Origin of the sequence: Bosea sp. RAC05, from assembly GCF_001713455.1 — a bacterium.
Classification (GTDB): domain Bacteria; phylum Pseudomonadota; class Alphaproteobacteria; order Rhizobiales; family Beijerinckiaceae; genus Allobosea.
On the sequence record NZ_CP016463.1, the window covers coordinates 356534 to 370553 of the forward strand.

The following is a 14020-nucleotide window of genomic DNA, read 5'->3' on the forward strand; positions in this document are numbered from 1 at the left end:
GCTTCAGCCCATCCGCATGGCCGGCGGATCGTGATCGGCTGACGTCATGAGTTCGCGATCTAGTTCTTCGATCTGTTTCATGACGGTCACAAGCGCCGAGAGGGCGCCGGCGCTGATCTTGAACTCCCCGCTCGCCACCGATGGTTGGTTGGCGATATCGGCTTTGACCTCCGCGAAGGCGGCGACAACCCCGGCGAGCTTGGCATTGTCGGCGACGTCGATGCGGGCCAGGATTGATCGCAGACGTCCTTCGATCTTTTCGAGCTCCGAGGTGGATGCCTTGTAGGTCACGCCTTGCTTGCGCTTCCCAGGCTTCAGGCTCGGGCTGTCTGGCTCATCGTCCTTGAGTTCTTCTCGAAGATCGTCGGGGTCTTTTTCGCCCTTCAGGGCCGGCTCGTGCTCCGCGATCTGAAATTTCGGGGCAAACCGGTTCATGACGCCGTCATGCCCGTGAAAATATCCGTCAGGGCTAGACGGGTCCTTGTCGGGCCGACCCAGGTCACCTGGCATCGGCACGTTCTCCATGATGGGATCTGACCTGAGGCCGGGACCACCGTTACGCAGGATGTCGACCAGGCGCGCGATATCGATCTGTGAGCCGGGTTCATGGATCATGGCAGCAAGAGCATCGGTTTGATCGAGACCGGGCGCGGTGGCCTTGTCCAGCGCCTGCAACGCTTCACCGATTTCGCGGAGTGCGGCGGGCAGGGCGCGGGGCTGGATGCCCATGCGCCAGATGCCGATCTGGCTGATGTAGGGCTCAAGCGTCCTGACAGCTTCAACAACGGCGAGAGCCTTGGCCAGCATCGACTGATTCCACGATCCTATTTCCTTGCAAGGATTGTTGATGGATATTGGGCAGGGCACAAGAAATTTGGATTCGATGGCGCGCTCGTTCCTGATCATGGTCACCATGCTGGCCTGCCTCGCGCCGGCTGCAGCACAAGAGCAGCCGGGCCCCGCACGCGCCGGCTCTCAGCATGGCTGGTCAGCCGAGGACTATGCCAAGGCCTGTTCCCCGCTGCTTGCCGAGTCTGCGAGCCGGATACGCTTGAGACTGCTGGCTTTCGAACCGGTCTTCGGAAAGGCGGCGATCAAATGGTCGGCGGAAGACTACCAAAAGGTGGTCGATCTTGCTCGTGCCTGCCACGGTTTCTCGCGCAATGGCGAAATGGTGGACGGCAACAACTGGAAGGCCATGGTCGAAGGCGCGCGCGATGCTGTTTTGCCTGTCGCCGAGAAGGCTATCCAGGTGGATGAGTACGCCCGCACCCTCACCACTGAGGCAATCCGGCTGCCGGCCTGCTGGAGGATGGCCGACTTCAAGATCGACCCGCACGCGATGACTGATACCTCGAAGGAGGTCTTCGGTCAGAGCTTCATGCAGATGTCGGATAGCGACCTGGAAACGGCCGTGAAGTACGTCAACGAGTGCCTCCTGTACCTTCCCGACTACGCAAAGTCGGTCAAGGGGTGGCGCGAGGCTCAAGGAAAAGAGCTTGTCGGCGCCATCATGGACAAGGCGCTGTTGATCCTGAAAAGGCGCGCGGAATGGCGCGAATGGGGACATCGGGAGACCGACCTCGTCATCAACGACGCCGACGGCGCGCAGATCCCGCCCACGATGCTGTCGAGAACGGCCAGGGAAATGGTGCTGCGCTTCAACAAGGCAGCCGCATTGCGGCGCCGGTTCACGCCGGAGTCGATCTCGGTCTTGGTCAAGATCGCCGACGACGTGGTGGCTGAGAACAAGAACGCTTACGACCTGGCTTATGCCGAAGCGGTGAGCAAGCGGATTCAGGAGGAAATCTTCCGCCGTCCATAAGGATTGCCGGAACGATCCTTGTTGATATCCGCCCCCGCAGGTACGCTTCTTGACCTTTTGAGCGGAGTCGCTTCATGCGCCGGCACCTGATCGCACTGTCTTTGGCCCTCCTTGCCTCAATGGGATCAGCCCGCGCGCAGAGCCTGACCGAGCTGTCACAGACGGCTGTCGCGGCGCTGGAACCGATCGGACAGATCCAGATCGTATTCCTCGATCGCACCGGGGATGACCCGGGACAGTTCTGGTACCGGGCGATGCAGAAGCTTTGCACGAAAACCGGCGATAACTGGTGCGATTCCGATTTGACGATGCTGCAGGACACGACCAACCCGATCGGCTGGTCGCGCGTCCTGACCTACAAGAACGCGCAAGGGGTGACCAAGAAGGTCTGTGTCATCCTTCCGCCGACGGTCGGTATCTCTGCTGGGTTTGCCGCGTCAGGTCTCTCCAGTGGCGCGGTTTACTCGTACCGCGAGCTCCCCAGCAGCTCGCAGATGGAGGCGTTCCTGACGCTGATGCACGGCGCCAACTGCCTCAACACGACCGATGACACCAAGGAGGTGAAGCGCGCAGACGGGTTCGCGGCGATGACGCTGGCGCTCCTGGAAGGATACGCAGGCTTCGTCCCCGGTCAGGACGTGACCCCCGCCCGGAAGTTCTCGCTGTACCGCAACGCCGAGTCGACCCGCTGGTCGGTCAATGTGGCTGAGCGGATCATGCTCGACCAATGGAAGGCGGAGGCGGTCGCGATCCTGTCGTCCAATGGCAGCTGCAACGCCACTCTGGTCCCTTCGGCGAACCTGGCAACCGACTCGATCCAGCGGGATGCGATGCTGCCGCCAGGCGAGGACTGTTCTCAGGGTACGGGTGGCGCTGCCAAGGGACAGGTCAGCGACGCCAACCTTTGGCTCTGGGGACAGCGCGTCGGAATGCCTCCCCAGGCCTATACGCCGTTCAAGAGCTTCAGGAGCTTCGCCGACGGCGTTGCCTATGCGTGGTCGACGGCCGAGTCGATCGCAGGCCAGCGCTGACCGATCACGGCGCCGGCGTAGATCCGCTGATCGACTGAAGGGCCTCGCCAACGGCATCGACTTCCGCCTGGGCGGCATCGCGCGCTTCTTGCGCCGAGCGTAATGAACGCTCGGCATGGCCGACGTCGATCTCCATGTCCTTCAGGTGCTCCTGAAGCAGGGCGCCGCGGATGCGCAGCAGATAACCAGGGTCGCTGGTGATTGCCCGGTCGAGCAGGTCCTGAACGGCACCTTCGACCTTTGCCGAGAGCGCAGGATCGCTGGACCGCGGCATGAACATCGCCTTCTCCGAACGAGGCGCGTCATGGTCCCTGACGGTGGCTTCGAGCTTTTCGGCGTGCTCGCCAGTGGCTGCGTCCATCCGCAGATGAACCAGCCACGAGACCGACTTCCCATCGATATGCACGCTCTGTGGCCCCTCGTTGCCCGAGGGGAGTCGAATCAGGCTGGAATCGCCAACGGCCAGGACGGCTCTGATGGTGGAAGGGATTCCGTCGTTGAGGTCGAGATGAAAGCTCAGCCGCGCATCGCCTGCCTCTGTCGCAACGGAGACCGCCGCGGTGCTGAAGCTGTCGCGAGCATTGCGCAGCTGATGGTAACGCTCGACCTGCAGCGTTCCGAAAGGGGTGGTGACGGGCTCGGCTGTCGTCGGCTCTTCAAACATGTTGGACCTCTCTTGTTACCGGCAGCATCGGGCTAAGCGACGCAAGCCGGAAACAGCCTCTAACGATAGCTGACCTTGACCCGACCGAGGGTCGCGCGTTCAGGCCAATCGGATGCGATCAGGCTGAAAGTCTGCTCGTCATAGTTAGCGTAGGCGTACAGGAAGGCCGTGGTCACGGCACGGAAGTCCTCGAACTGAGTGACTTCTGCCAGGCGCGCGCCCGCCCGCGGACCGATCGGCAGATTGCGGCGGGCCTCCGGGAACCAGGCCAGATGCTTGTTGTTGGGCGCCGAGCGCGTGAACGGGTCGATCCGCTGCGCCGGCGACTGGCCCGTGAAATCGCTGTCGAGGCCGGGCTGCACCAGCATGAAAGGGCGCGTCACGTCCTGCCAGCTGTCCTCGTTCAGCCCCATGATGCCGACGCCCTGAGGCGACAGCATCAACCCTGCATACCAGCGCGGGTCCGAGAACTTCATCGGCCGGCCCATGTCGGCCTCGACCTTGGCACCGAGCAGGATCTGCACGACATACGCGCCGAATTCGTGGCCGATGACGATGGGGCGGTCGATATTGACCTCCATGCCGACGACCTTCGCGATCAGATCGACATGTTCCAGAGGAAGCCGGCACGCTTCGCAACGCCCGTCCCAGGCAAGCGCATCGTTGAGCACCCGGTCCACATCCCAGGACGCGCCCCCGCGCACCTCCGCCCGCCTCGCCAGCAGGCCTCGCTGGAAAATGCTGTCGTCATGGACCGGCGCGACCACAACGAAGCCGTGTGACGCCCAGTGCTGCAGGATCGGGCGATAGACCTGTGGATCTGTCAGCGCGCCATGGGAAAAGACAACCAGGCGACCCGACTTCAGGCCTCGAGGGGCATGAACCATCAGCCTTGTCGACTGGAAGGGGACGACGAACGGCTCCTCATAAGGGTTCCAGGGCCCATTCTGGCTCATCTGGTACCAACGGGTATCCTCGCCCGGCACCGGGGTCCGGCGCATGATCAGGTTTTCCTGGTTGGCCTTCGCTCCTGTTGCGAGACCGGCCAGAGACCCAAGCAGCACTGCGCGGCGATCGATCATTGTCATTCAATGCCAATTCGATGAAAGCGAAATGCGATTCATCCTCAAACAGGGTCGTGTGCGAAGAATTGCGGGTCAAGTCCATCGACTTAACCGATCAGCAGGAAATCTGTTGTAGAAATGCCATCTTCGGGACAGGATGGGCCGTGATGTCGCAGGAGTTCAGCATGGTCCTCGGGCGGATGGAGCTTTACGAGCTGCTCGGTCTCGACAACGTCGACCTGAAGACGCTCGATCCCGGCGGCTTCCGCCAGATCATGGAAGACGGACCTCGACGCGCGACCATCACGATCGTGGGACGCTTCATCTCGGCCAACCTTGTCGAGTTGGTCGATGGCGACGACGCGATACCGATCGTCAATCTCGACGGGCGCTATGACGCGGAGGACGACAGCTTCCTGGTGACCGGGGAAGATGCTTCAGGTGAGAGCAGCGAGCCCAGAGACCCCCGGTCTGCAGCCTCGATCTGGAGGCGACTGACCCGCGGCATGCCGGTGATCACAGCGTGATTGACAGAACAAGGCCCGAATACCAGCCAAATTGGCGCAAGGTGATCGACCTCGATGGCGAGAGGATCACCATTACGGCGAACCATATCCGCCACAACAGGCCCGCGCGAGGGCACGAAATCGCGAAGGCGCTGGCCCGCGGCCGGATGCTGGCCCTGGTCGAAGAGCGACGTTACGAGTGGCGGGCTTTCGGGCCGACGGGGCGGGCTGTCACATTGCGGGAGACCGCGTTCGAACGCATCGAGATCGCGGGAACGCGAGAGGTGTTCAATACGCTCGACGACGCGCTTGAGAAGCTCACCGGAATGCTTCTTCCGGACCGGTCGGCATTGCCATCTCCCTGAGCTTGTCGGTTTCGATGCGTGAAGGCACCGTCGCCTGATCAGCATGAGACGGGATCAGGCGACCATGACCCTCGAACAGATCGAAGCCCTGGCGGCTCTCGCGCGTCCCATCGACGATTCCGAGGCTGACAGCGAGCGCCAGATCGAGGCCGAGAACACCTTCTTCGACGCCTGTGTCGAGGTCGACGCCGAGACTTTCGAGTCCGACAACGACTCGGAGTTCTCCAGGTTCTGCCTCAAGGCGACCTCTGAGGAGCGCATCGACGAAGCGCTGAAACTGATCCGCGCTCATTTTGCCGCTGCTCATGCGCCTGGGATGCATTGACTGATGTCAGCCGATGCCGTGACCGCATTCCTGAGCGACATCGAGACCTTCCTCGAGGCGCGGCCGGATCTGGCTGAGGCCGGCAGCATCGGGCTGTTCCCAGCGCAGCATCATTTCGGGGTCATGCCGGAGAACACTGGCGATATCGATCTGGATGCCTTGGCTGCCGAGCGACCCGGCGAAGGCTGGGGGTCGAAGATCATGCAGGTCGTCGTGGACCTGGCTGACCGCCATGGCCTCAAGATCTACGTGCGGGCCCACGCCGATTCCGAAGACGACGAGACGCTGCCCGATATGCAGGGAGCCCTGGAGAGCTTCTACCAACGGTTCGGCTTTGCCGACACCGGATCCTGGGGCGCGCGAGATATGCTGAGACGGCCTCAGGCCCCAACGCCGGATTCGGAAGCGCGCCTTGAGGCCGCTCATCTCCGGCCGGCCAGTCCGGCACCCTGATTGTCGCTTGCAGCGGTTGAACCGATGATCGGATCAAAGGAGCCCATCATGCCAAAGACGAAATACCTGGTTGCCGGTTCGTGGGGTCACATCTTCGACGATGTCGAAGGCGAGCGCATGACCGAGTGGGTTCTTGATCGCGAGAGCAACAAACTCGTGGCCGCAACCTACATGTTCGAGCACAAGGTCTATGATGCGAGCCCCGAGATGCTCGCAGACCTCGAAGACAGCGTCGTCAACGCCAACAGCGAATGCCTCGAAGACCCAGAAGCCTGGGGTCTCGAAGAGACCGACGAGTTGCCTGATTGGGTCCAGCCGGCCACCAGCCCGGCGCCGTAGCTTCAGCGTCCGTGCAGAACCGCGAGCATCGCCTGTGCGTGTTCGCGGTTCGCCAGCTTCTTGCTCGTGAACCGCTTGTCCCTGCCGACACATGCCACCACGTGATCGGCGATCAGCGCGCACGGTGCAGGCTCGCTTGCGCCTTTCGGGACCTCAGCTTCAGCCATTGCGAAATAGGGCTCTGAGAGCGTACCGAAGAAGTCGACGTCCCAACGAACGCCGGCTTCCTTGAAGGAAAAGCGTGTCTTCGAAAGCCTGTTCGACGTCGTTGGCCAGAGCCTGTTGAAATCGACCTTCGAGATTTGAGCTTCGATCTCGACCGGGCCGTCCTCGGTGTCCTGCTTGTAGGTAAACCAGCACGATGCCGCCCCGTCCTCGATCACCCGCCGAACGCGACCGTCTCCAGGCAGGTACCCCTGCTCCAAGGACTTCTGCGAGAACTTTGCCTCAAGCCGACCAATGATCTCGCGCGACAGGCGCAGGGGATACTTGAACTCGTTCTCGATCGGCATCCTGACCCTCTGAGCCGTCCAAATCTCCTGGAAGCGTAGGTTCGCGGTGAACGCCGCTCAACCCAACCGCTTGGCACCTCACATTTTAGGCGTGGATGGCTCGAAGTTATGGCTCTTGCTGAACGGCGGGTTGTCGCCGACCTCGGTCATGAAAGCCGGATAGGCATCACCGAAGACGTTCTGCAGCTCCGTCCGGTTCTCGATGATCTGCTCGTAAGCCTTCTGGCCGGAGCGGAAGCTGGCCACGCTATCGGTGAAGCCCAGCTCCTCCATCCACGAGTCGCAGGTGTGACCCTCGATGGACGAGATATCCATCTGGAGGGTTTCGAGGAATGTCGCGGCCGACGGCGGTGTCGCTCCATGCGCCGAGCCCATGAAGAAGGGCATGGTCATGCTGCAGACTGGGCCCGTGAGCGTGCAGACCCACTCCAGCGAATTGCGGAAGGTCGGGTTCTTCGAGGGCCCGATTATCCGAGCCTCGAATTTGAACCCGTTGGTGGCCAGGAAGCCGTCGAATGTTTTCGGATCGACAGCGGGGTCAGGACGGTTTTCGACGCGGAACGACGGCTTGGCGAGAATGGCTCGGCCCAGCTCGGCGGCAGCAGCCCATTTGGGCGCGCACATGCGGTCGACGAAGTCCTCGACAGCCTCCCTCATGCACTTGGGCGCAAGCTGAGCCCTGATCGCCTCGACGATCCCCTCGGGCGCATAGCGCTCCAGAGACTTGACCTCATCGAAAAGCTTGCCCTTCTCGAACGCCTTGACGAACGCGGCGCGCTCCGGAGCGGGAATCCCAGACTTCAGGATCGCCTTGTAGTCCCGCCGCTCTTTCACAGCCTGATAGCGCTTGATGGCGACGATGTAGGCTTCCTGGCGCGGCATGAACATGGAGGAGCCGTCTTTGATCTCCTGCGCCGCGACCTCCTTTGCCGTCAGGACCGCCTTTGCGAGCCGAATGCGCTCGGAGACAGCCTCACGGACCGGGTCGATCTCGGCCCGTCCGTCGATGAGCGCCGCCACCTGGGCATGGACCTTGTACATCTCCTCCACCGGGAAGCCGGCGCCGAGGGCCTGGCGCGCCTTCTCGAACTCCGCCTTGTTGAGGTGATAGATGGCGTTCTCCACGGCATGCATCGGCTTGCCCTGGAAATCACAGAGGTGCAGGTCGACCAGCGCCTTGATGTCCTTCAGCACCTCTTTGGGCGCCGACTCCACGATGACGTCGTGGTTGCACCCGTTCTGGGACGTAATGCTGAAATAGGGCGACTGGCGTGAATGCGACTTCAGTTCCGCCGTCACGTCGACGTTGCGACCGTCACGATCGAGAAGAAGGAATGTGCGGGAAGCGAGGGCGCGGCTCGTGGACATGGCTGATCTCCGTTGTCTGGAAGATCCGCCGCGACCATGAAAGCCGCAAATTCCAATAGGGATCCCATGTTCGTTCCTTGCAAGGAATCATGTCATGCTAGGGAGAGCCAAAGGATCTCAGCATGTCGCAGGACGTCACTGGAACCAGCCTCATCAGCGCGGACAATGAGGTCGTGCTGTTCATTCCGCCGACGACGGCCTCTCCTGACCGGGTCCGGCTCGATGGGCAGCGCATCCAGGTCCTGGCAAAGGATGTGGTCGTCAGTGACGAAACCTACGGCCCCATCACGATCGAGCGGCTCTCGCTGAACAAGGCCTGCATCGTTTTCGAGATGCTGGCATCGGGCCAGCACGGCCGGGCCTTCCAGATCTCGATGGAGGGCTGAGACATGGAAATGCCTCCCGTCGACGCAGCCGCGCTGTTTGACCGGCTCGCCTCCGCCCCCTTCGTTATCGAAGCGCCATCAGCTCCCACTGATGTGCGCACAGGCGTCATCGCTGCAATGGCGAAGCGCAGCTCGGAGCGACACGCGCGCCCAACTCTCCCGGAAAGGCCCGGCAGCAAGGTCGATGCCGATCTCTATCGTGTGGCGATGACGGATGTCCGTGAGCAGGTTGATCGCGAAATCAATCAGGAAGGCAGCTACCGCATCGAGTTCGTCGACCTCACCACCAGCGACCTGAACAAGGAAATCGCCCGGCTGTCGAGCATGACGTCACAGGCCAAGGCGTGGCAGAAGGACGTCAAGAACAAGAAGTTCGAGGGCGGCGTTTCGCACAACCTCGCCAAGAAGGGCGGCGGCCGGATGTGCTTTGTCTCCCCGTTTCATCCCAAGCTCGACATCGACAACATGCTAGCCGGCATGGTCGGGGTACAGATCGACCGCGGCGACATGACGGCGGTTGATTTCCACACCCAGGTGACCTGGCACGAGGTCGGTCACTGCCTCCTGGGCGCATCCGAGATGAAGGCCGACATCTTCGCTGCCCTGATGACGGTCCGCAGCTCGAAGAACCGGGACATGCTCCAGCGCTGGGCGATGTGGCGTGAATCAGGTGAGCTCCAGAACCAGGAGATCTTCGATGACCATGACACGTCGAAGGGTCTCTGGCCGATCGTGCGCATGCAGGACGAGCTTCGGGCGAACCCCGAGTTCATGAGCCTCGATATCAACGGGCTCGCCGCGCTCGCCAATACGATGGGCGATCGCTACGGCTTCACGACCGACGAGACGCTCCTGCTCCGTGAGACGAGGATTGCCCTTTTGGCGATCAGCCAGAAGAAGGTGCACTATCTCCCGGAGGAGAAGGGCCTGCGGCCGGTTTCCTTCGTGGAATGGATGCACGGTCACCAGGACCTGAAGCCGTTCGCCCGCCTGTTCGATCTGACGCGTGCACTGCACGAGGGCTCTGATCCGGGGGATCCGCCGGCGCTCGACCGGGCAGCCTTCAGAAAGGCGCTCCAGAAGCTCGCGAAGGCTGGAGACCCGACAGCCAAGACGGCGCTTGCGGCGATCGCGGAGCTCTCGAAGGTCGCCCCAACCGTGCTGAAACAGGCGCACGCCCATGCGGTCATGTACGACCGCAACATTCCGTTGAAGTTCCAGAACGGCAAGGAAATTGCCCAGAAGCTCATCGACTACAACGCTACCTGCCAGACAATCTCGTTCTCGAAGGATCAGTCGTCCTTCGCCGTCCGGGACGCGGAGAATGGGAGGGTGGTCTCAGCTGGTCATGTCGTCACGAGCCTGGAAGGTCTGAACATCGAGCTCCGCGGCCGCTGGCAGAAGCCGGCTGCGCCTGGTCTTCGACGGCTGGTGTCCGAAGAGGCGTCCGAGGATCTGCGCCCGGCGCTTCGCTAGCCATGAGGCTGAGCCTCTACAGGCCCTCAACCGTCTTCCACGTCGGGAGCATGGTGAAACCGGACAAGCGTCGCATCTCGTATGAGGGCAGCGCGTTATCGGTATCGCTTTGCCCCGAAGCCTGGTCCCGGATCGCGAGATTGGGTGGACCCGTCCGCGAGATTGACGGCGCCGGACAGGCATTCCTGTCATTCCATGACATGGATGATGACGCCCGGGCCACAGTCATCGATTGGGCTGAGGCAAGCGGGCTTGCGGAGCGCACCTCCGTCTGGAAAGCCTGGCGCTGGGATGATGAGGTTGAAGCCTGGTCATTCATGATCTGCCCATCGCAAGCAGCAGCCCTGGCAGAAGTGAGCGATGAGGACGACTCCGACCTTCCGCCCGGCGCAACGGCTCTCACTGAGCCTATGGGCATCATCAGGCTGACTGAGGCGGGGGCTCTCCGTGCAGACGGCTATGGGCGGGACTGCGACGCAACTGACGTCGCAACCCTATTCTGGATCGAGGACGTACTCCGTGAGCAGATGCCTGACATCATCGGTTTGTGGTGGGAGGAGCGTTTTGATCCGGATGCACTCTCAGCGCCTCGCGGCGCAATCGTACCGTCCGTGATCGGGAATCTGCGTTCCAAGGTCGTCGCCGGGAGCCCGTACGAGACGGAGTTTGGGATCGAGCCTATGGGGATGGGACCGATCGAACACGTGGATTACGGCCCAAATCAGCCGTCGCCGTAAAGCAATGAGACGGGAATCCTTCTAGGCTACCTCGACATCTCTGAATCGAGGTCCCCGTGCGTTTGTCCATTATCGCAATCCTGATCGGCGCTGCTGCGGCTCTGCCGGCAAGTGCCGACGTCTTGGCCGTTGTCGATGGAACGCCGGTCACCGCTCAGGACGTCAAGCTGATCCGCGATGAGATGACGAAAGGGGCGCCCAAGCCGATCAGGTCGAGATCAGCTCTGGCGCGGATGAGCGACATTGCTCTGCTATCGGCGGTGGAGCGGAAGGCCCTGGCTTCCTCTGCACGAAAGTCCGGACTTGATCGGGATCCGGACGTGCTGCTCCGGCTGGAGGCCGTCGGGTCGTCGCGAACCCGTCGTGACCAAGTGCTGAAGGCGGCCTGGATGGCTGATGTGGATGCTCGGATTTCCTCACCGAGCGATGAGAAGCTGGAGGCGTTCTATGATCACGCCGTCACGGCTCCACGCTACCGCTTGCGGTTCCTGCACTTCGCCGATGCCAGCGAAGCGTCGCTTGCGCTCAAGAAGCTGGCTGGCAAGGCTGAGTTCGAGACTGCTTTGGCATCGCGGATCAAGTCGAAAACGACATTCAAGGATGCCGACGTCCTGAACTACGGCCGGCCGGCTTTCGACACATCGCCTCCGGTCATGCAGCTCTTCCTGGCTGCAAGCGATTGGGCCTGGCGTCAGGTGGGTCTCGACATTGGCGCCGGAGCCATCGGCACGATTGGCGGACCGATGTGTGAAGGCCTGATCTGCTCGCTTTGGATGATCGACGACATCGAAACCTCGCCACCCCGGCCGTTCGACGAGCTTTCAGCGGCTGAGAAGAGCACGCTGACCGTCATGAGGGCCGACATCGCTGCGCGGGCGGTCCATGCGGAAGCGCTTCGATCAGCCGGTGTCACATGGAAGACAACGATACCGGCGGGCTGGAACTCGATCCTGGCTCGCCCTGCTTTCACCGAGGAGTGATCAGAGTGACCATCCGCTTTCTTCCCATCTTGCTGTCTGGCTTGCTGGCTTCAACGCCAGCGTGGTCCGAAACCCTCGCGATCGTGTCCGGGATCAAGATCGAACGCGAACATGTCGACGAGTTCGTCGCCCGCCAGCTGGAACAGTTGGCCAAGGAGCGCGGCGGCAAGGTTGATATCCCGGCCAGGCTCAAGGCCGAGGTCGAGAGCGCTTCGTTGGGAGATCTGGTGTCCAGTGTCGCGTTCGGCGAGGCTGCACGCAAAGCCGGACTCGCAGACAAGAGCGATATCGCGCACTCAGTCGGAGAGGCTGGCAAAGGCAAGCTCGGGAAGATCGACGAGAACCTTCTGCTCGCCTTCCTATGGAGCGATCGCCGGCTTGCTACAGCGAAGGCGACTGCGACAGACGCGGACCTCGAGGCGTTCTGGGGCAAGCTGACGGCCGGCCCCGATTATCGGGTCCAGGTGTTGACCTTCGCTACGCAGAAGGAAGCGTCTGCCGCGCGCAAGGAGGTCCGCAATGTCGGCGACTTCGAACGCCTGAAGCTTCGTCCGGCGGGCGAGGGAAAGGGTTTCGCCATCCCATCCCGGACGGATTCAGCCTTTCTCTGGCGCTGGAAGCACGGAATCGCGGTAGACGGCTCGCGGATGAGCACGTTCGGAGGGCCAGGCCGAATGAACAACGGGACCTGGGGGATCTGGATCGTGGAGGCCGTCATCGATCGGCCACGGCGTCCCTACAAGGATCTCGACGAAACCTCGCGTGAAGTCGTTCGATCGGAGTTCGCCCAGTACCAGGAGGAAGCGTTCTTCAAATCCGTGCTGAAGCAAACGCCGATCGAATGGCTGGTTCCGGTTCCGAAGGTGTACGCCGACCTCGACTGAACGCTCTCATACACGGCCCAAACGAAAGAAGCCCTGGCGATCCGGTCGCCAGGGCTTCTTTTCAGGTCGGCAGACAGGCACCGGGCAGTTCAGAGGAAGTTGTCGGCCCAGCGTGCCTGCTGACCGCGGGAGTCCATGTGGACGAAGTTCATGTCCTCATAGTAGCCGACGCCGCCGAGACGCAGTGCCCAGACAGCCTTTGCGACGTTGAGCATTCGCACACCGGGAAGACTGAAATCGACGGCCTTGGCGCGCAGATGCAGGCTGTTCACAGCCGGGGCGTAGCCCTTCTCGCGGAGAGACTCGTTGGTCTCGTGGGTGCGGAATCCGCTGTTGATGTTGATCCTGCCCTGCTCAGAGAAGTACCGCTGGATCACATAGAGGCCGGCATAGAGACGGCGATCGCACTCGACGGCCCGCTGCTGGCGCCAGTCGCGCATCAGCCAGTCGCAGACTTTGACAGCGTCAGAATTCCACTGGTCGCCGATGAAAAGCTCCAGGTCGTACGCTTCCCGCGTGTTGGGGTTGAACAGTCGGAGAGGGATCGACTTTTGAGCCGCGGCGATGGCGGGCTGAGCCAGGCACGACGGCAGGCCCATGAAGATCGACGACGCGCCGAGACCCAATCCGGTGATGAAGGATCTGCGCGATGGCATGACGGTCATAGAGGCCGGCTCCGGAAATCGCGACGGAAACCACGGTCGCTATAGGATTGATGCAACAATCCTTCCAGATTCTATCTATCCGGTCTACCCTAAAGTGACGACACGAAGGACCAATCCCACGTTTGTCGGTTTCATGCCCGTGACCCACCCTCTGCTCAAGGACGAACAATCGTGATCGACGCAGTCCTCAACGATGTGTCCGGCTTCACTTTGGTGCACGACGAGCCCGAGCTCGATGCGGCCGGCACCTTCATCGTGAAACCGGACGGGCACTGCGTGATCGCGATGAAGGATGGCTCGCTGCGCCACATGGCCCGCCAGCTGCCCGATGACGTCCGAACCAGTCTCGCCGACATCGTGTCGGCTGAGATCGTGAGGATGGACGGTTTGAGACCAGTCGCCCGGGCAACGATCCCGGTCCGCCTGGTCTCCTGAAGGGC

General features: G+C 61.9%; 19 protein-coding genes. 13 read left to right on the forward strand and 6 right to left on the reverse strand.

Features of this window, described 5'->3' with window-relative positions:
- Nucleotides 1-3: 3 nt before the first annotated feature.
- Nucleotides 4-807 carry a hypothetical protein gene (locus BSY19_RS01710; protein ID WP_069052585.1) on the reverse strand — a complete coding sequence of 268 codons (804 nt, stop codon included), beginning with the start codon at nucleotides 805-807 and terminating at the stop codon, nucleotides 4-6.
- 40 nt (nucleotides 808-847) lie between these two features.
- Between BSY19_RS01710 and BSY19_RS01715 the strand changes: the two genes are divergently transcribed.
- Nucleotides 848-1825 (forward strand): hypothetical protein, encoded by a 978-nt coding sequence (locus BSY19_RS01715; protein ID WP_210184364.1) that lies wholly within the window; start codon nucleotides 848-850, stop codon nucleotides 1823-1825.
- A 74-nt stretch (nucleotides 1826-1899) separates the two neighbouring features.
- The gene (locus BSY19_RS01720; protein WP_083247319.1) at nucleotides 1900-2856 is read left to right on the forward strand and encodes a hypothetical protein; all 957 of its coding nucleotides are present in this window, start codon (nucleotides 1900-1902) and stop codon (nucleotides 2854-2856) included.
- 4 nt (nucleotides 2857-2860) lie between these two features.
- Here the strand turns inward: BSY19_RS01720 and BSY19_RS01725 are convergent, their stop codons facing one another.
- Nucleotides 2861-3520 (reverse strand): hypothetical protein, encoded by a 660-nt coding sequence (locus BSY19_RS01725; protein ID WP_069052587.1) that lies wholly within the window; start codon nucleotides 3518-3520, stop codon nucleotides 2861-2863.
- A 59-nt stretch (nucleotides 3521-3579) separates the two neighbouring features.
- Nucleotides 3580-4608 (reverse strand): alpha/beta hydrolase family protein, encoded by a 1029-nt coding sequence (locus BSY19_RS01730; RefSeq protein WP_083247320.1) that lies wholly within the window; start codon nucleotides 4606-4608, stop codon nucleotides 3580-3582.
- On the opposite strand from BSY19_RS01730, the gene BSY19_RS01735 reads away from it, so the two are divergent.
- The 5 genes from BSY19_RS01735 to BSY19_RS01755 all read left to right on the forward strand — a co-directional run bounded on the left by BSY19_RS01735 (nucleotide 4602) and on the right by BSY19_RS01755 (nucleotide 6572).
- On the forward strand, nucleotides 4602-5111 hold the full coding sequence (locus tag BSY19_RS01735) for a hypothetical protein (protein WP_150129391.1): 510 nt from the start codon (nucleotides 4602-4604) through the stop codon (nucleotides 5109-5111). The genes BSY19_RS01730 and BSY19_RS01735 overlap by 7 nt on opposite strands.
- Nucleotides 5108-5455 carry a hypothetical protein gene (locus BSY19_RS01740; protein WP_069052589.1) on the forward strand — a complete coding sequence of 116 codons (348 nt, stop codon included), beginning with the start codon at nucleotides 5108-5110 and terminating at the stop codon, nucleotides 5453-5455. Before BSY19_RS01735 ends, BSY19_RS01740 begins: the two co-directional genes overlap by 4 nt.
- A 64-nt stretch (nucleotides 5456-5519) precedes the next feature.
- On the forward strand, nucleotides 5520-5780 hold the full coding sequence (locus BSY19_RS01745) for a hypothetical protein (RefSeq protein WP_069052590.1): 261 nt from the start codon (nucleotides 5520-5522) through the stop codon (nucleotides 5778-5780).
- A gap of 3 nt (nucleotides 5781-5783) precedes the next feature.
- Nucleotides 5784-6233, forward strand: coding sequence for a GNAT family N-acetyltransferase (locus BSY19_RS01750; protein ID WP_069052591.1), 450 nt, complete (start codon nucleotides 5784-5786; stop codon nucleotides 6231-6233).
- Between the two features lie 48 nt (nucleotides 6234-6281).
- Nucleotides 6282-6572, forward strand: a complete 291-nt coding sequence (locus tag BSY19_RS01755; protein ID WP_150129392.1) for a hypothetical protein — start codon at nucleotides 6282-6284, stop codon at nucleotides 6570-6572.
- 2 nt (nucleotides 6573-6574) lie between these two features.
- Here BSY19_RS01755 and BSY19_RS01760 read toward each other — a convergent pair whose 3' ends face one another.
- Together BSY19_RS01760 and BSY19_RS01765 are read right to left on the reverse strand one after the other, a co-directional pair.
- Complete coding sequence (locus BSY19_RS01760) at nucleotides 6575-7084, reverse strand: CYTH domain-containing protein (RefSeq protein WP_069052593.1); 510 nt, start codon at nucleotides 7082-7084, stop codon at nucleotides 6575-6577.
- A 78-nt stretch (nucleotides 7085-7162) separates the two neighbouring features.
- Nucleotides 7163-8452, reverse strand: coding sequence for a hypothetical protein (locus BSY19_RS01765; RefSeq protein ID WP_069052594.1), 1290 nt, complete (start codon nucleotides 8450-8452; stop codon nucleotides 7163-7165).
- A 122-nt stretch (nucleotides 8453-8574) separates the two neighbouring features.
- Here BSY19_RS01765 and BSY19_RS01770 point away from each other — a divergent pair, with 122 nt between their 5' ends.
- The 5 genes from BSY19_RS01770 to BSY19_RS01790 are packed head-to-tail and all read left to right on the forward strand — an operon-like array spanning nucleotide 8575 to nucleotide 12915.
- On the forward strand, nucleotides 8575-8838 hold the full coding sequence (locus BSY19_RS01770) for a hypothetical protein (protein WP_069052595.1): 264 nt from the start codon (nucleotides 8575-8577) through the stop codon (nucleotides 8836-8838).
- A gap of 3 nt (nucleotides 8839-8841) precedes the next feature.
- Nucleotides 8842-10314 (forward strand): hypothetical protein, encoded by a 1473-nt coding sequence (locus tag BSY19_RS01775; protein WP_150129393.1) that lies wholly within the window; start codon nucleotides 8842-8844, stop codon nucleotides 10312-10314.
- A 50-nt stretch (nucleotides 10315-10364) separates the two neighbouring features.
- A complete protein-coding gene (locus BSY19_RS01780) occupies nucleotides 10365-11051 on the forward strand; it encodes a hypothetical protein (protein ID WP_150129394.1) in 687 nt (228 codons plus the stop codon).
- 56 nt (nucleotides 11052-11107) lie between these two features.
- The gene (locus BSY19_RS01785) at nucleotides 11108-12031 is read left to right on the forward strand and encodes a hypothetical protein (RefSeq protein WP_150129395.1); all 924 of its coding nucleotides are present in this window, start codon (nucleotides 11108-11110) and stop codon (nucleotides 12029-12031) included.
- A gap of 5 nt (nucleotides 12032-12036) precedes the next feature.
- On the forward strand, nucleotides 12037-12915 hold the full coding sequence (locus tag BSY19_RS01790; RefSeq protein ID WP_150129396.1) for a SurA N-terminal domain-containing protein: 879 nt from the start codon (nucleotides 12037-12039) through the stop codon (nucleotides 12913-12915).
- 89 nt (nucleotides 12916-13004) lie between these two features.
- Here BSY19_RS01790 and BSY19_RS01795 read toward each other — a convergent pair whose 3' ends face one another.
- The gene (locus tag BSY19_RS01795) at nucleotides 13005-13580 is read right to left on the reverse strand and encodes a YcbK family protein (protein ID WP_069052600.1); all 576 of its coding nucleotides are present in this window, start codon (nucleotides 13578-13580) and stop codon (nucleotides 13005-13007) included.
- A 171-nt stretch (nucleotides 13581-13751) separates the two neighbouring features.
- Here BSY19_RS01795 and BSY19_RS01800 point away from each other — a divergent pair, with 171 nt between their 5' ends.
- Nucleotides 13752-14015 carry a hypothetical protein gene (locus BSY19_RS01800; RefSeq protein WP_069052601.1) on the forward strand — a complete coding sequence of 88 codons (264 nt, stop codon included), beginning with the start codon at nucleotides 13752-13754 and terminating at the stop codon, nucleotides 14013-14015.
- Nucleotides 14016-14020 lie beyond the last annotated feature (5 nt).